At 66.8% G+C, this 17,124-nt stretch carries 13 protein-coding genes; 12 read left to right on the forward strand and 1 reads right to left on the reverse strand.

The window, feature by feature from the left end; all coding sequences use genetic code 11:
• The first annotated feature begins 104 nt into the window (after window positions 1-104).
• From Q9Q79_RS10130 to Q9Q79_RS10150, 5 genes are all read left to right on the forward strand, one after another.
• On the forward strand, window positions 105-2,465 hold the full coding sequence (locus tag Q9Q79_RS10130) for a DNA translocase FtsK (RefSeq protein ID WP_005409601.1): 2,361 nt from the start codon (window positions 105-107) through the stop codon (window positions 2,463-2,465).
• 39 nt (window positions 2,466-2,504) lie between these two features.
• Complete coding sequence (locus tag Q9Q79_RS10135; protein ID WP_005409602.1) at window positions 2,505-4,448, forward strand: DUF3857 domain-containing protein; 1,944 nt, start codon at window positions 2,505-2,507, stop codon at window positions 4,446-4,448.
• A gap of 111 nt (window positions 4,449-4,559) precedes the next feature.
• Entirely contained in the window at window positions 4,560-5,198 is a 639-nt protein-coding gene (lolA, locus tag Q9Q79_RS10140) for an outer membrane lipoprotein chaperone LolA (RefSeq protein WP_005413289.1), read from the forward strand.
• A 364-nt stretch (window positions 5,199-5,562) separates the two neighbouring features.
• The gene (locus tag Q9Q79_RS10145; RefSeq protein WP_224481979.1) at window positions 5,563-6,861 is read left to right on the forward strand and encodes a replication-associated recombination protein A; all 1,299 of its coding nucleotides are present in this window, start codon (window positions 5,563-5,565) and stop codon (window positions 6,859-6,861) included.
• 144 nt (window positions 6,862-7,005) lie between these two features.
• Window positions 7,006-7,395, forward strand: coding sequence for a DUF805 domain-containing protein (locus tag Q9Q79_RS10150; protein ID WP_005413291.1), 390 nt, complete (start codon window positions 7,006-7,008; stop codon window positions 7,393-7,395).
• Between the two features lie 73 nt (window positions 7,396-7,468).
• On the opposite strand, the gene Q9Q79_RS10155 is transcribed toward Q9Q79_RS10150, so the two are convergent.
• Window positions 7,469-7,843 (reverse strand): hypothetical protein, encoded by a 375-nt coding sequence (locus tag Q9Q79_RS10155; protein WP_043033556.1) that lies wholly within the window; start codon window positions 7,841-7,843, stop codon window positions 7,469-7,471.
• 321 nt (window positions 7,844-8,164) lie between these two features.
• Between Q9Q79_RS10155 and Q9Q79_RS10160 the strand changes: the two genes are divergently transcribed.
• The 7 genes from Q9Q79_RS10160 to fusA all read left to right on the forward strand — a co-directional run bounded on the left by Q9Q79_RS10160 (window position 8,165) and on the right by fusA (window position 16,910).
• On the forward strand, window positions 8,165-9,193 hold the full coding sequence (locus Q9Q79_RS10160; protein ID WP_201862057.1) for an alpha/beta hydrolase-fold protein: 1,029 nt from the start codon (window positions 8,165-8,167) through the stop codon (window positions 9,191-9,193).
• Window positions 9,194-9,315: 122 nt separating this feature from the next.
• Entirely contained in the window at window positions 9,316-10,692 is a 1,377-nt protein-coding gene (locus Q9Q79_RS10165) for an ATP-binding protein (RefSeq protein ID WP_201862056.1), read from the forward strand.
• Window positions 10,693-10,743: 51 nt separating this feature from the next.
• On the forward strand, window positions 10,744-11,793 hold the full coding sequence (locus Q9Q79_RS10170) for an ABC transporter substrate-binding protein (RefSeq protein ID WP_060380375.1): 1,050 nt from the start codon (window positions 10,744-10,746) through the stop codon (window positions 11,791-11,793).
• Window positions 11,790-12,833 (forward strand): iron ABC transporter permease, encoded by a 1,044-nt coding sequence (locus Q9Q79_RS10175; RefSeq protein ID WP_201862055.1) that lies wholly within the window; start codon window positions 11,790-11,792, stop codon window positions 12,831-12,833. The genes Q9Q79_RS10170 and Q9Q79_RS10175 overlap by 4 nt, the downstream gene beginning before the upstream one ends.
• Window positions 12,830-13,591 (forward strand): heme ABC transporter ATP-binding protein, encoded by a 762-nt coding sequence (locus tag Q9Q79_RS10180; protein ID WP_076738927.1) that lies wholly within the window; start codon window positions 12,830-12,832, stop codon window positions 13,589-13,591. The genes Q9Q79_RS10175 and Q9Q79_RS10180 overlap by 4 nt, the downstream gene beginning before the upstream one ends.
• Before the next feature lie 64 nt (window positions 13,592-13,655).
• Window positions 13,656-14,405, forward strand: coding sequence for a hypothetical protein (locus Q9Q79_RS10185; protein WP_076738928.1), 750 nt, complete (start codon window positions 13,656-13,658; stop codon window positions 14,403-14,405).
• Window positions 14,406-14,873: 468 nt separating this feature from the next.
• The gene (fusA, locus tag Q9Q79_RS10190) at window positions 14,874-16,910 is read left to right on the forward strand and encodes an elongation factor G (protein ID WP_201862054.1); all 2,037 of its coding nucleotides are present in this window, start codon (window positions 14,874-14,876) and stop codon (window positions 16,908-16,910) included.
• Window positions 16,911-17,124: the final 214 nt, after the last annotated feature.

Raw genomic sequence — 17,124 nt, forward strand, 5'->3', positions numbered from 1 at the left:
GTTTCGGCCCCCGGATTGGCCTGCCGGACGTCGCATAACTGAAAACTGACGCCGTCTCATTTATTATCAATCACTAACAGCGCATTCCAAAGGTATGGTCTAAGGTGGCGAAGCAGGTCCCCGAACGCTCCAAGTCCGACGACAGCAAGGCGTCACGTCGCACGGCCGCGGCGGCGACGACCGACAATCCACGCCGCCAGCGTCTCTGGCGCGATCTGGGCCTGATCGCCATCGCGCCGGCCCTGCTGTACCTGGCGGCCAGTCTTTTCACCTATTCAGCGACTGATCCGGGCTGGTCGCATACCGGCAGCGTGGTCGCGCCGGTGCACAACCTGGGTGGCCGCGCCGGGGCCTGGATCGCCGACGTGCTGCTGCAGCTGTTCGGCTACATCGCCTTCCTGCTGCCGGTGGTGCTCGGCGCGCTGGCGTGGATCGCCATGTTCGGGCTCAAGCGCGAGAGCAAGGGCGAGAACGACCTGGATCCTGCGCTGCGCCTGGTCGGCCTGGTCGGTTTCCTCATCGCCGGCACCGGCTTCCTGCACGTGCGCCTGTTCAGTGGCGACGTCTCCAGCGCCGGCGGCATCCTCGGCAAGCTGGTGGGCAATTCGCTCACGGTGGGCTTCGGCGCGCTGGGCGCCAACCTGTTCGTGCTGGTGCTGCTGCTGGCCTCGATCACGCTCGCGACCGGGCTGTCCTGGTTCACGGTGATGGAGAAGATCGGCCGCGGCGTGATGTCGCTGGCGCCGTTGCTGGAACGCAAGAAGGAAGAAGTCACCGAGTGGAAGCAGACCCGGGTGATGCGCGAGGAGCGCCAGGAAGTGCGCAAGGCCGACGCCGAGGTGCGCGCCAAGCGCGAGCCGGTGAAGATCGAGCCGCGTCCGGAGCCGGTGATCGAGAAGAGCGATCGGGCCAAGCGCGATACCCAGATTCCGATGTTCCGCGGCGTCAACGGTGATGGCTCGGACCTGCCGCCGCTGGCGCTGCTGGATGATCCCAAGCCGCAGCCCAAGGGCTACGACGAAGAGACGCTGGAGACCCTGTCGCGGCAGATCGAGTTCAAGCTGAAGGACTTCCGCATCGATGCGCAGGTGGTCGGCGCCAATCCCGGCCCGGTCATCACCCGCTTCGAGATCGAGCCGGCACCGGGCATCAAGGTCAGCCAGATCAGTTCGCTGGACAAGGACATCGCGCGCGGCTTGTCGGTGAAGTCGGTGCGCGTGGTCGACGTCATTCCGGGCAAGTCGGTGATCGGCCTGGAAATCCCCAACGTCACCCGCGAGATGATCTTCCTGTCCGAGCTGCTGCGCTCGAAGGAATATGACAAGTCGACCAGTGTGCTGACCCTGGCGCTGGGCAAGGACATCGCCGGTCGCCCGACCGTGGCCGACCTGGCACGCATGCCGCACCTGCTGGTGGCTGGTACCACCGGTTCGGGCAAGTCGGTGGCGGTCAACGCGATGGTGCTGAGCCTGTTGTTCAAGGCCTCGCCGAAAGACCTGCGGATGCTGATGATCGACCCGAAGATGCTCGAACTGAGCGTCTACCAGGGCATCCCGCACCTGCTGGCACCTGTGGTCACCGACATGAAGGAGGCCGCGAACGGCCTGCGCTGGTGCGTGGCCGAGATGGAGCGCCGCTACAAGCTGATGAGCGCAGTGGGCGTGCGCAACCTGGCCGGCTTCAACAAGAAGGTGAAGGAAGCCCAGGACGCAGGACAGCCGCTGATGGACCCGCTGTTCAAGCCGAACCCGGAACTGGGCGAGGCGCCGCGCCCGCTGGAAACGCTGCCGTTCATCGTCATCTTCATCGACGAATTCGCCGACATGATGATGATCGTCGGCAAGAAGGTGGAAGAGCTGATCGCGCGCCTGGCGCAGAAGGCGCGTGCGGCCGGCATCCACCTGATCCTGGCCACGCAGCGCCCGTCGGTGGACGTGATCACCGGCCTGATCAAGGCCAACATCCCGACCCGTATCGCCTTCCAGGTCAGCTCCAAGATCGACTCGCGCACCATCCTCGACCAGTCCGGCGCGGAAACACTGCTGGGCCACGGCGACATGCTGTACCTGCCGCCGGGCACCGCGCTGCCCGAGCGCGTGCATGGTGCGTTCGTGTCCGACGATGAAGTGCATCGCGTGGTCGAGCACCTCAAGGCGATGGGACCTGCCGACTATGTCGACGGCGTGCTGGACGAAGTGCAGACGATGGGCGACGGCGTGGTCGTCGGCGCCACCGGCCTGCCCGAGAACAGTTCGTCCGGCGACGAGTCCGACCCGTTGTATGACGAAGCGCTGCGGGTGGTCACCGAGACCCGCCGTGCATCGATTTCCGGCGTGCAGCGCCGGCTGAAGATCGGCTACAACCGTGCAGCGCGACTGATCGAGGCCATGGAAGCGGCCGGCGTGGTCAGCCCGCCCGAGCACAACGGCGACCGCACGGTGCTGGCACCGCCGCCGCCGAAGTAAGACCCGACGTATCCCCCACGACGTCCAAGGAACCGACGCATGCTTCACCCCGTACCAAGCGCGCTGGCACTGGCGCTGGCAGCCTTCCTGGCTGCCGGCCCGGCACTGGCAGACACCGCCACCTCCGCGCCCGCCACGGCGCCGCCTTCCACCAGCGGCGATACCGAAGCCAGCAATAACTTCAGCATTGTCCGTTACCGCGCCGACTACCAGGTGCGGCCGGATGCCGGCAATGTGCAGACCGAAACCTACGAAGTGCTGCTCAAGACCAAGGCCTCGGTCGAGCAGTTCAGCCAGGTGCGGCTGAGCTACAGCGAGAAGATGGAAACCCTGGAGGTGCTTGGCGCCTACACCATCACCGCCGACGGCCAGCGCCGTGACGTGCCGGCCGACCGCATCTACACCCAGGAAAGCTACTCCAGCGCCTCGGCGGCGATGTATGCCGACCGCAAGGTGCGGGTGATCGTGTTCCCGAACCTGGCCCCGGGCACCCGCCTTTACTACCAGGTGCGCCGCACCCAGGCCACGCCGTACTTCCCGGGCTATTTCGGCCTGTGGGAGACCTTCAATGTGTTCACCGAGTACGAGGACGCCGAAGTCACCCTGAGTGCGCCGGCCAACCTGCCGATGTTCATCGACAGCCGCGGCGTGCAGGGCAGCGATCGCCCGACGGTGAAGAATGGCCAGGCGCAGTGGCGCTGGCGCTACCAGCGTCGCGAGGCGATGCCGGCGCAGAACTGGTCGGCGGCGGGCTGGGAGTTCGGTCCGAACATCATGGCCAGTACCTATCGTGACTGGTCGCAGATGGGTCGCGCCTACCAGCTCAAGGCGGGCCCGGCGGCTGAGGTGACCCCGGCGCTGCAGGCGTTGGCTGATGAGATCACCGCGGGTATCAGCGACCGCCGCGAGCAGGCTGATGCGCTGTATCGCTGGGTTGCGCAGAACATCCGCTACGTGGCGGTGTACCTGGGCAATGGCGGGCTGGAGCCGAACAGCGCGCAGAGCATCCTCGACAACCACTATGGTGACTGCAAGGACCATGTGACGATCCTGGAGGCGCTGCTGGCAGCCAAGGGCATCGCCAGCTCGCCGGTGCTGATCGGTGCCGGCGGTGGCCCGACGTTGCCGAAGATTCCGGTGCTGGGCCGCTTCAACCACGCCATCACCTACATTCCCGAGTTTGATCTGTACCTGGATTCGACCACCGCGTGGGCGCGCTTCGGTCAGCTGCCGGAAGGTGACCTGGGTGCGCCGGTGATGCGTACCCGCGACGCCACGCTGGCACGCACCCCGGCCAACACGCCCGAGCGCAATGCCACCTCGATGGAAGTACGTTTCACCTTCGACGCCAACGGCAACCTGCGTGGAGAGACCATTCCGAAGCTGGGCGAGAACGCCGAGATCGGCATGCGCGCCCAGTTCTCCCAGCTCAACGCGCAGAACCGTGCGCGCGCTGAAGAGCAGATCATGGCCGCCTCAGGTTTCGATGGGCGAGGGCAGCTGCAGATCCAGGGCGTGCCGGTCGATCTGACCCGGCCGTTTGGCTATCGCATGGCGTTCCAGGCCGAGGACTACGCCGACTTCAGCGTGGCCGGCGGCATGGCCGTGCCGGACCCGCCGGGTGGCGAGTCGGTGCGTGGCTTGTACGCCACCGCCTCGGCGCCGGCCAACGAGACACCGTTCTACTGCAATGCCAGCCTGCGCGAGGAAACCTATCGCCTGCAGTTCCCGGCCAATGCGCCGATCATCGCCATCCCGGCCAGCCAGCGTTTCGCCAATGCCGCCGGCGAGTACCGGGTGGACTGGAGTCGCGAGGGTCAGGAGGTGATCGTGCACCACCGCTTGCAGCAGAATGCAGTGCGTGGGCCAGAGGCGTTGTGCCAGCCGCAGGACTATCCGGCGTTCCGCGCGCTGTATCGCGAAGTGCGGCGTGGCTTCCGCGGCCAGGTGCTGTACGGCAAGCTGCCGGGATCCGGTGGCTGAATCGCCGATGGACGTTCAGGGCGGCATAATGTCGTCCTGATCGCCCATTCATCTTTCCCCGGGCACACTGGCAACCACCTTTCCTGGCGCCCGCGCCCACAGGATTCCCGCATGAACTTCCGCTTCCGCCGTTTCCTTGCCACCACCACCCTGGCCGTGGCCTGCGCCGCCGCCGGCAGCGCCTGGGCTGGCGCCCGCGATGACCTGAAGACCTTCACCAGCGGCCTGAAGGGCCTGGATGGCCAGTTCAGCCAGCAGGTGTTCGACAGCCGCGGCAAGGTGAAGGAATCGACCAGTGGCCGCGTGGCCCTGTCGGCGCCGCGCCTGTTCCGTTGGGAATACGTGCGCCCGCACGAGCAGTTGATCGTGGCTGACGGCAAGAAGGTCTGGATGTATGAGCCGGACCTGGAGCAGGCCACCGTGCGCGAGCAGGGCAAGGAAGAGCAGAACAGCCCGCTGACCGCGCTGATCAACCCGGCGCTGCTGGAGCAGCAGTACGACGTCAGCGAAGAGGCCGCGCAGCGCGACGGCCTGCAGTGGCTGTCGCTGTCGCCGAAGCGCGAGACCGAAGCCAGCTTCCAGTACGCCGCGCTGGGCTTCAACGCGCAGGGGCTGGCCAAGATGGAAATCACCGATGCGGTTGGCCAGCGTACCGTGATCAGCTTCAGTGGCTGGAAGCGCAACCCGGGCTTCGCCGCCGGCACCTTCAGCTTTACGCCGCCGAAGGGCACCGACGTCATCGGTAATTAATGGTGGTCGCCGGGCATGGCCTGGCGCTACCTGCTCTGGTGGGTGCCAACCGGCACCGCCTTGGTGGGTGTCAACCTTGGTTGACACGCTTTTGATCTGCCGGCCAGCGGCCGGCACTACCGAATCCTGTGGCCCGGCGCCAACCGCTCTGGTGGGTTTCAACCGGCACCGCTTTGGTGGGTGTCAACCTTGGTTGACATGCTTTTGATCTGCCGGCCAGCGGCCGGCACTACCAGACATCGCGTCCCGCCCGCCGGGCACGGTCCGGCGCTACCGTTGGGCGGCGCGGTACAATGACCGGGTGCCAAGACATCGCTCCACTTCATTCCCCGGACCCGATCTGCTGAGCGTCGATCGGGAACACATGCGCCCGCTGGCCGAGCGCATGCGCCCCCGCACCCTGGACGAAATGGTCGGGCAGAAGCGCCTGCTGGCGCCGGACAGTGCGCTGCGCCGCGCGGTCGAATCCGGTCGCGTGCATTCGATGATCCTGTGGGGGCCGCCAGGCTGTGGCAAGACCACGCTGGCGCTGTTGCTGGCCGAGTACGCCGATGCGGAGTTCCGCGCCATCTCCGCGGTTCTATCCGGCCTGCCGGAGGTGCGCCAGGTGCTGGCCGAGGCCGCGCAGCGGTTTGCCGAAGGCCGGCGTACCGTGCTGTTCGTGGATGAGGTGCATCGCTTCAACAAGGCGCAGCAGGATGCGTTCCTGCCGCACATCGAGCGCGGCACGATCCTGTTCGTCGGCGCCACCACCGAGAATCCATCGTTCGAGCTGAACTCGGCGCTGCTGTCGCGTTGCCGCGTGCATGTGCTGGAAGGCGTTTCGCCGACCGACATCGTCGAGGCGCTGGAACGTGCGCTGGGCGACCGCGAACGCGGCCTGGGCGAGGAGGGCATCGAGGTCGCTCCCGAACTGCTGCTGGAAATCGCCACCGCCGCCGATGGCGACGTGCGCCGTGCGTTGACCCTGTTGGAAATCGCCGCCGAGCTGGCGGGCGGGGAGGGCGGTCGCATCACCCCGCAGACCCTGACCCAGGTGCTGGCCGACCGTACCCGTCGCTTCGACAAAGGCGGCGAGCAGTTCTACGACCAGATCTCGGCACTGCACAAGTCGGTACGCAGTTCCAACCCGGATGCCGCGCTGTACTGGCTGACCCGCATGCTCGATGGTGGCTGCGATCCATCCTACCTGGCGCGCCGGCTGACCCGCATGGCCATCGAGGATATCGGCCTGGCGGATCCGCGCGCGCAGAGCATGGCGCTGGAAGCCTGGGACATCTACGAGCGGCTGGGTAGCCCAGAGGGCGAGCTCGCGTTCGCGCAACTGGTGCTCTATCTGGCCAGCACCGCCAAGTCGAATGCCGGCTATGCGGCCTTCAACCAGGCCAAGGCCGACGTGCGCGAGAGCGGCACAGAAGAAGTGCCGCTGCACCTGCGCAATGCGCCGACCAAGCTGATGAAGGAACTGGGCTACGGCGCCGAGTACCAGTATGACCACGATGCGGAGGGTGGCATCGCGCTCGACCAGACCGGTTTCCCGGATGCGATGGGCGAACGGGTGTACTACAACCCGGTGCCGCGCGGGCTGGAAATCAAGTTGAAGGAAAAGCTGGATCGTTTGCGCGCCGAGCGTGAGGCGGCAAGGGCCGCGAAGGGCCGCTGACCCGGTTCATGTGGCGTCGAGCCATGCTCGACTGCTTTTCGCAGCACTTCACGGCTCCCGACAGCCGAGCATGGCTTGGCTCTACATTGTCCTGCACGCGTTCATTTGGCACACTGCGCGGCTACTTTTTCAAGGATCGATGCCGTGCAGGAAATGATTCTGCCGTTGAAGCGCTACGCCCAGTTCGAAGGCCGCGCGAACCGCCGCGAGTACTGGATGTACCAGCTGTTCCTGTTCCTGGTCGCAACGGCAGTGATGCTGCTGGCCGGCGTGCTGGCGATCCTCCTGCGCAACAGTGCCGAAGCGCTGGCCGGCATCCTGATCGGCATGGTGGTGCTGCTGTGTGTGATGTGGCTGGCCACGATCGTGCCGCTGATCGCAGTGACCGTACGCCGCCTGCATGACTGCAACCAGTCGGGCTGGCTGTTCCTGCTGGCGCTGGTGCCGGGGGGCGGGATCGTGATCATGATCTTCTCGCTGCTGCCGGGCACGCCGCAGGAGAACGTTTATGGTCCGGTGCCTACGGGGCCGTGATGATGCATGAGTCGAGCATGGCTCGACGCTACAGAGGCAAAGAAATGAAGCCGGCATTTTGCCGGCTTCATCTTTACTTGATGGTGCAATCGCCGAAGGACAGGTAATCGGTGCCCGAGCTGAACTGCAACGTGCAGCTGGCGGTGAAGGTCGCGCCTTCTTCCAGTGCGCCCAGCTTGGCCGCCTGCTGTTCGTCGTCGCTGGTCAGCCGAGCCAGGACATTGCCCTGGTCATCGCCGGCCTCGATCAGTGGCTCGCCCGCCAGGTTGCTGGAGACGCTCAGTGCTACGGCAGTGAATGTCACCGTCTGGTTGAGTTGGTCCATGCCCAGTGACGAATTGCCGGCCTCTTCAAAGGCCTGGTAGAGCGTTGGCAGGTCCTGTGCGGCATGGGCGGCCAGCGGTGCGAGCAGGCCAAGGGAAAGGACGATCAGGGTGGTGCGCTTCAAGGCGTTCTCGCAGTCACGGGATCCATTCCCGTGGGTGGTGGTCAGTAGATCCACGCCATGCGTGGATAGGTTTGGCAATAGACAGGGCGCGGCCGATGGCTCGATCACCCATCCATCCGCAGCCCTGCGAGGGTAGGGCGCTCCTGCGTCCCGCTGCCGGGCAAAATAGTGGATTCAGTGTTTCCGGTGCAACCGGGAAAATGAACGTAGCGCGCGCGTGATACACAGTGTGACGTTTGATCGATGTGATAATCATTCGCGTTTAAGGTAGACTGCGGTCCCCTATGAACGGGCGGCCATTGGCCGCTCCTGCCGCCGCCGATGATGCATTTCGTCCCGCCTTCGCGCCGTGGTCCGCTGGCCCGCGGCCTGGCCGCCTTGATGATGGGTCTGCTCCTGGCCACCCCGTACGCCCATGCGCAGCAGCGCAATCCGCTGCAGAAGATCGGCCATACCGTACTCGACGAGCCGGCGGCCAGCTATCGCTTCGAGCATTTCGTGGTGGACAGTCCCGACCAGCAACGCCGCTGGCGGGTGAACCTCGCGATTCCGGCCAAGGCCGGCAAGACGCCATCCCCGGTGCTCTACGCGCTGGACGGCAATGCCGTCGCCATGGTGCTGGACCAGCCGCTGCTGGCCGAACTGGCCGCGCGCGAGGCGCCGCCGGTGCTGGTGCTGATCGGCTACGACAATGACCTGCGCATCGATTCCAAGGCGCGCACCCGCGACTACACCGCGTGGATCGACCGCGCCGACGATGAGAGCGGTACGACCCAGGCGGTCGGCGGTGGTGCTGCGGCCTTCCTGGATGTGATCGAACGCCGCATCAAGCCGGAAGTCGAGCGTCGCGCACGCATCGATACGCAGCAGCAAGCGCTGTGGGGCCACTCGCTGGGTGGGTTGTTCGTTCTCAATGCGCTGTACACCCGTCCCGCCGCCTTCCAGTCCTATCTGGCGGCCAGTCCCTCGCTGTGGTGGAGCCAGGGCGCGGCGCTGGGTGATCCGGAACAGCAGTTCGTGCAGAACGTGCATGGCCAGCCGGCAAAGCTCTGGTTGATGCTGGGCGGTGCCGAGCGTGTTGGCGATCGTGGCAAGCGTGACATGAGCAACCCACGGGTGGTCGCGCACCTGCGCCGCATCGGTGGCGCCACGCCGGATGCGGCGTGGCAGTTGTCAGAACGGTTGGCCAAGGTGCCGGGCATGAGCGTGCAGTACCGCGAGTTCCCGGGGCTGGGACACGGCCCGATGCTGCCGGCCTCGTTCCATGCCGCGCTGCATGAACTGTACGGCGTGACCGACCGCAGCGCCGGTGACGGTGCCCCCACGGGTGGTGACAACGCCGCCGAGTGAATCCCTTCGCACGCGATGCCGTGCGACCCCACTACCCAGGCGAGGCTGCCGGCGTGCAGCGGCCCAGGCAACCGATGAATCCCGCGTCACGTGGCGCGGCCTACGTGTGCAAGGAGCCTTCCATGTCGTTCCGTCCGTCTTTCCGTCTCACCTCTCTCGCCGCCGGCCTGTTGCTGGCGGTGACCGCCACCGCGCAGCCGGTGTTCGACCAGCCGGCCAACGCCACCTTCAAGGGTGAAGTCGTCTCACGCGGTGAGAACGTGGTTCCCGGCAGCACTGCCGACGTGGTCGGCCGTGGGTTCGTGCCGGGCCAGAAGGTCAGCCTGCTGCGCGGTGACAGCGTGCTCAACGCGCAGCCGCTGGTGGTCGACGCTGATGGCAACTTCAAGACCCAGTTGAGCATTCCGGCCGACGCGGTGCCGGGCACCCATCCGGTGGTGGTGCGCGCCAGCCAACCGGCTGCGGCCACCGTGCTGAAGCTGCGCGTCTCGCCGCAGCTGCCGCTGTCCGGCCAGGCGCAGTTCGCCACCCAGTCCAACAAGCTGGTGCCGGGCCTGTACCAGTCGGCCTACAGCGCCGCCAGCAATGCGGTGTTCGTGACCTCGGCGGTGGGCCGCCCGCCGGTGACCCAGTCGCAGCTGCTGAAGCTGGACCCGAAGTCGCTGAAGGTGACCAAGGCGATCACCCCGGCGCAAGTGCCGGGCAGCACCAATGGCGCGGTGTACGCGGTCTACGGCGTGGGCGTGGATGACGCCAACGGCAATGTCTGGGTCACCAACACCCGCCAGAACTCCATCGCGGTCTATCGCCAGAAGGACCTGTCGCTGGTCCATCAGTTCCCGGTCGATGCCGTGCCGCACGCGCGCGACGTGGTGGTCGACGGCACGCGCGGCAAGGTGTTCGCTTCTGCCACCGGCGAGGACCACCTGTCGGTGTTCGATGCGAAGACCTTCAAGGAACTGCCGCAGGTGACGCTGGAATCCGGCGTGGACGACGGCAAGTTCACCCCGATGAGCCTGGTGCTGGATGAGAAGGGCGGCAAGCTGTTCACCGTCAGCATCGGCACCCCGGAAGCGGCGGTGATCGATGTGGCCAGCGGCAAGGTCGAGAAGGTCATCGATCTGGGCAATTCGATCAGTGCCTCGGGCGTGGCCTACGACGCGGCACGCAACCGCCTGTACGTGGCCTCGCAGGGCACCGACAACCTGCTGATCGTCGACGTGGCCGCCGGCAAGGTGCTGCACGATGTGCCGGTCGGCGCCGGCGCGCTGAACGTCGCCTTCGATGATGCCTCCGGCCTCGCCTACGTCAGCAACCGTGGCGCTGGCACGGTCACCGTGGTGAACGGTGACGGCAAGGTGGTCGCCAATCTTGATGGCGGCACGCTGCCGAACCACGTCCGCGCCGATGGCAAGGGCAACGTGTTCGCGGTGAACAAGTCGCGCGGCGCTGAAGACCCGAAGGGTGACCGCATCACCCGCATCACCCCGAAGCAGTAAGTCACAGGGCAGGGTGGCGTGCGCGTCGCCCTGCCAGCAAGGAGAATGTGCATGAACATCGCGTCCCGTCTGCGCCTGTGTGCGCTTCCGTTCGCTGTTTCGCTGGCGTTGGCTGCCTGTGGCGGCTCGTCGGCTCCCTCTGATGCCAATACGCCTGCCGAGTCGCCCGCAGCAACGGCGGCCGCTGCGGAAACCGTGCTGCCGGTAGGCTGGCAGCGCGTGGCAGGAGCCGAAATGCCGGCCGTGCACGGCCAGAAGGCGGTGCTGCCGGCCAAGGTGCATTCCGATGATGGCGCCGATATCGAAGTGGCCGACACCAGCCGGATCATCGCCGGTGGCGACGACGTCATCGCGGTGATCGAAGCACTGGGGCTGGGCAAGCAGGTATTTGCCGCGCCGACCAACACCACCACCCAGGCCGGCCTGGCCGCGCCGCACCAGTTCCTGTTCAACCGAACCACTGGCGTGGAGGGCGTGCTGAGCCTGCAGGGCTCGCTGTTCCTCGGCAACAGCCTGCGCCGCCATACCGAACTGGCCAAGAAGCTGCGCGAAGTGGGCGAGCCGGCGGTAGTCATCGATGACCTGCAGCCAGCGCCGGACAAGGTGCGCAAGGTCGCCGCGGCACTAGGGCTGGCCGAGGCAGGGCAAGCACTGGCCACGCAGGTGCAGCGTCAGCTCGACGAGGCTGCAGCGATTGGCAAGGGCCTGGGCCATGCGCCACGACTGATCCACGTGTCGGCCACCGGCGCTGGCGGCTCACCGACTGTTGCCGGTGCCGACAGCGCCTCGGCGCAGCTGATCGCGCTGGCTGGCGGCGTCAACATCGGCACCGAGGCGGGGGTGAAGAACTACTCGCAGCTGAGCAATGAAGGCGTGGTCGCCGCAGCGCCGGAGGTGATCCTGGTGACCGAGCATGACCTGCAGCTGTTCGGCGGTGCCGAGGGCCTGTGGAAGGCGTACCCGACGCTGAAGCAGACCCCGGCCGGGCAGGCCAATCGGGTCTGGGTGATGCCGGACGTGCAGCTGAAGTACACCAGTGTCGGTTCCGGTGCGGGCGCGCTGGCGCTGGCCAAGGCCCTGGCGGCGTTGCCGAAGGCATGAGTCCAGCGGATCGGCGCCGCCGTCGCGGGCGGACGATGTTGCTGGTGGCGTTGCTGGCACTGCTGGGTGCGGTGCTGGCCTCGTTCGCCGTGGGCCCGCTGCGGCTGCCGCCGCTGGAGGTGATGCAGGCGTTGGCGGTGAAGCTGGGGCTGCACGATCCGCAGGCGGTCAGCGGCCGCGACCTGGCCGTGGTCTGGCAGCTGCGCATTCCGCGTGCCCTGTTGGGCGCGATGGTCGGCGCGTCATTGGCGATGGCCGGCGCCAGCCTGCAGGGCCTGTTCGGCAATCCGCTGGCCGACCCCGGCATCGTCGGTGTCAGCCAGGGTGCTGCGCTGGGTGCAGTCGCAGCCATTGTTCTCGGCGCTGCGGGCGCAGCCGGTTGGCTGGTGCCTGTAGCGGCATTCGCCGGCGGTGCGCTGGCGATCGGCCTGACCTACGCGCTGGCGCGACCCGGCAAAGGCAGTGGCAATGCCACGCTGCTGCTGGTCGGCATCGCGATGGCCGCGTTCTGCTCGGCGCTGATCGGTTTCCTCACCTACATCGCCAGCGAAAGCGAACTGCAGTCGCTGGTGTTCTGGCAGATGGGCTCGCTGGCGCGTGCCAACTGGGCCGATGTGGCGGCGGTGGTGCCCCTGTTTGCCATCGGCGTGTTCGCGTTGCAGCGGTTGGCCACGCCGCTGGACATGCTGGCGCTGGGCGAACGCCAGGCGCAGCACCTCGGGCTGGACGTGACCCGCACGCGGCGTCGCCTGGTGGCGTTCAGTGCGCTGCTGGTGGGCGCGGCGGTGGCCTTTGCCGGTTCGATCAGTTTCGTTGGCCTGGTGGTGCCGCACGTGGCGCGCCTGCTGGTCGGCCCCGGGCATCGCTGGCTGCTGCCGTTGTCCGGCCTGCTGGGCGCGCTGCTGATCGTGGTGGCCGACACCGCGGCCCGCACGCTCGATCCGCCGGCGGAGATTCCGCTGGGCTTGTTCTCGGCCGCGCTGGGCGCGCCGTTCTTCCTCTGGCTGGTGCTGCAGCAGCGCCGCAAGGCGGCGCCATGAGCGTACTGCTGAAGCTGCACGAGGTGGTGGTGCGCCGCCAGCAGCGCGAGATCCTGCATGGCATCTCGCTCGCGTTCGAGCCGGGTACGGTGACCGCGCTGGTTGGCCCGAACGGCGCAGGCAAGTCCACCTTGCTGGCGGTAGCGGCCGGCGACCTGCGCGCCGATGCGGGCGAGGTGAGCCTGTTGGGCAAACCGCTGGCCAGCTACAAGGCCGGGCCGCTGGCGCGCGAGCGCGCGGTAATGCCGCAGGAGCACGGCGTTCGTTTCGCCTTCAGCGTAGAGGAGGTGGTGGCGATGGGCCGGTTGCCACACCCGCCGGACCCGGTCACGGACGAAGCCCGGGTGGAAGCGGCCATCGATGCCGCCGAACTGCAGGCGCTGCGCCTGCGCGAGGTGCAGCAGCTGTCCGGTGGCGAGTCCGCCCGCACCACGTTCGCGCGTGTGCTGGCGCAGGATACGCCGCTGCTGCTGCTCGATGAGCCGACCGCCGCGCTGGACCTGCGCCACCAGGAGCGCACATTGCGTAGCGTGCGTGCCAGTGCCGAAGCTGGTGCGTGCGTGATCGTGGTGCTGCACGATCTGAACCTGGCGGCTGGCTACGCCGATCGCATCGTGCTGCTGGAACAGGGCAGGGTGGCGGCCGATGGCACGCCGCTGCAGGTGCTGACCGAAGACAACCTGCAGCGGGTCTACCAGCAGGATGTGGTGGTGCTGGAGCACCCAAGGCGCGGGGTGCCGCTGGTGGTGGTGACCTGAGCGAGGGCCCGCCAGGTTGCTCCGGGTATCATGATTGCTTCGTCTTCTTCAATGGACTGATGCCATGTTCCGCACCGTTACCTGCAGCGTGCTGCTCGCGGCAATGATTGCTTCCGCTTGCGCTGCCAATGCGGCTTCGACCTCTCAGGTTTCGCTGACCGACGCGGCCGAGAACGCCTCGCTGATCGAGACCCGACATTCCAATAGCGACGGTGCCGCTGTGACGTCGATGAAGACGCAGTACTTCGCCAACGAGGAAATGTCGGTGAGCTGGGACGACCAGCAGGTGCTGGTGCTGTGCAGGGAGACGGCGTACCTGAAGATTCCTGCGACCAAGCTCAAGGCCGGTGCGTTGACCTCCGAACAGCGGCAGATGATCGTCTATCAGGCGCTGATGTCAGGCCTGGGGGCTGTCGCGGGCGTCATCGGGCCGGCCGGCGAGGTGGTGGCCGTGGCCGATGACGGCAGCGAGACCCGCAGCGTTGGCGAAAGCAGCTGGGCGTATGGTGTTGAGCGATACGAGGTGATCACCCAGCGGCTGCCGGACGGTGCACTTCGGGTCCGGACCCACAAGACGGAAACCGTGAATACCACGCCTCCGGCGGGCCCGGACGACATGTTCAGTACCGAGGACGATCAGGCGGCACGCCTGTCCGAGCTGGCGCCGGTGGGGAGCTGGACCGAAGTGCTGATCCAAGGTGGCGCACGGCTGCCGCACATGGACCCGGCGACGTCGCTGAAGGGGTGGATCTCGATGGGCGACGACCAGGCGGCGACCGTGGGTGAGGCGCGCAAGCTGCACGACTGCAAGTAGGACATGGCAGGGGCAGAGCCCTTTGCTTTGGGCAAAGGGACCCGACCCCGATGTCGGTCGGCTTCATCGTTCTATTAATGTGTGCAATATTCACTTGCGCGCCAGATTGGCAGGTCTAGAATGCGCCCCATGAACCGGATGCCGCTCCTGAAGTTTTTCACCCTGACCCGCGCAAGCGCGGAACGGGCGTGTCTGCCTGGAGCCCCACGAGGCCGTTGAAGCGGCCATCGCTGGACCTTCGACAGAGCGCCCTCCGGGGCGCTCTTTTTGTTTTTGTTTCTCATTAGTCGACTAACAGTCGACTCTACCCAGTCGACGCTACCCAGTCGACGCTACCTGCTCGACTCTACCCAGTACTGCGAAGGAGAACGTGCCATGCACCAGATCGCCGAGACCGAACGCTAGCCGCGCACCCTGTCGCCAACCGGGGTGTGCGGCCCCTGAAGTTGGCTTTGCAGGAACCTCTTTATGAACACCCACGTCCTTTCCCGCCGTCGCAACCTCGGCATCATTGCCCACATCGACGCCGGCAAGACCACGCTGACCGAACGCCTGCTGTGGAAAAGCGGCGAGATCCACCGCGTCGGCGAAGTGCACGACGGCAATGCGACCACCGATTTCTCGGCGATCGAGCGCGAACGCGGCATCACCATCGGCGCTGCCGCCGTGCAGGCGCAGTGGGCGCCACGTGACCTGCCGTCGCATCGGCTGACCCTGATCGACACCCCCGGCCATATCGACTTCGCCATCGAAGTCGAACGTTCACTGCGCGTGCTCGACGGTGCCGTGGCCGTGTTCTCGGCCGTGGACGGCGTGCAGCCGCAGTCCGAGACGGTATGGCGCCAGGCGCGTCGCCATCGCGTGCCGCTGATCGCCTTCGTCAACAAGATGGACCGCGTCGGTGCTTCGTTCGAGCGCGTGCTGGAGCAGCTGCAGGACAAACTGCAGGCGCGACCGTGGGCGTTGGGCGTGCCGTTGGGCAGCGAAAGCGGCTTCAATGGCTGGGTCGACCTGGTCGATGAGCGCGTGCTGCAGTGGCAGGATGGCGCCGCAACCACGGTGGCCCCGTGGGACGACGCGGCACGCGCGCAGTGGCAGGCTCAGCGCGATGCGCTGGTCGAGGCCGTGGCCGATCACGATGAACAACTGGCCGATGCCTGGCTGGAAGGTCGCGTGATCGATGCCGAACAGCTGCGCGCGGCGATCCGCCGGGCGACGCTGGCGGGTGCGGGCGTGCCCGTGCTGGCCGGTGCTGCGTTCAAGGACAAGGGTATCGAGACGCTGCTCGATGCCGTGGTCGATTACCTGCCGTCGCCGCTGGATCGCCCTGCCGTGACCGCCGAAAGCGAGAGCGGCGAGGTGGTGCTGCCGCCGGATCCGGACGGTCCGCTGGCGGGCCTGCTGTTCAAGATCACCCACCAGCAACACGGCGCGCTGAGCTTCGTGCGGCTGTACTCGGGGACCTTGAAGGTGGGCGACGCGGTGGCCAGCTCGCAGCACCCACAGGGACGGCGTGTCAGCCGGCTGGTGCGGGTGCAGGCCGACCAGACCCACGACATCGAGCAGGCCGTGGCCGGTGACATTGTCGCGGTGCTGGGCTGGAAGGATGCGGTCAGTGGCGAAACGCTGAGCGGCCGTGCGCAGCCGCTGCGCCTGGAGAACATCCAGGCCCAGGCGCCGGTGCTGGCGTGGCGCCTGGAGCCGGCGCGTGCGGCCGACCTGATCAGGATGGCGCAGGGCCTGGCCAGCTTGGCCCAGGAAGATCCGTCGTTCCGCGTCGAAACCGATCGCGACACGGCGGAAACCCTGGTCTGGGGCATGGGCGAGCTGCACCTGGAGGTGATGGTCGAGCGCCTGCGCAGCGAATGGAAGGTCGACGTGGGCGTAGGTGCGCCACGCGTGGCCTACCAGGAGACGCCGCTGCGTGCGATGACCGGCGTCGTCGGGCGGCTGGTCAAGCAGACCGGTGGCCAGGGCCAGTTCGCGCACGTGGTGCTGGATGTGTCGCCGCGCGAGGACGACCAGGTGGTGTTCAACGACCGCATCGTCGGTGGCGTGGTGCCGCGCAGCTTCATCGCTGCGGTGGAGAAGGGCGTACGTGCCGCGCTGTCGGAAGGGCCGCAGGGTCATCCGGTGGTCGGCATCGAGGTCAGTCTTGTCGATGGCCAGACCCATGCCAAGGACTCTTCGGAGATGGCGTTCCATCGCGCGGGTGCCGAGGCGATCAAGGCCGCGCTGGCCGAAGGTGGCACGCAGCTGCTGGAACCGGTGATGGCGGTGACGGTGCATTCGCCGTCGGCGTCGGTGGGCGATGTGGTCGGCGACCTCAACCGGCGCCACGGTCGCATCGCCCGCATCGAGGACCAGGACGGTCGCGCTGAGGTCAGTGGTTTTGCGCCATTGGCGCAGCTGGTGGGTTACACCACGTCGCTGCGTTCGCTCAGCCAGGGGCGGGCGAGTAGCGAGGCGCACCTGCACGGCTACGAGCCGGTACGCGCTGCATGAGGAAACGTGGGGGGAGCCCGTTCGCGGGCTCCCCTTTTTGTGTTCGGGGGCGCGCATCCACGCATGGCGTGATCTACAGGGCGATCGGGTCGCGAGCTCTGCAGTAGATCCACGCCATGCGTGGATGGGGTCCTCGGGATGCGATTTTTTGCATTGCATCGCAACAAAACTGCAGAAAAGGCTGGATTAAAGTGATGCCTCACGATAAATTGCG

This window comes from Stenotrophomonas sp. a6, from assembly GCF_030913325.1.
Classification (GTDB): domain Bacteria; phylum Pseudomonadota; class Gammaproteobacteria; order Xanthomonadales; family Xanthomonadaceae; genus Stenotrophomonas; species Stenotrophomonas maltophilia.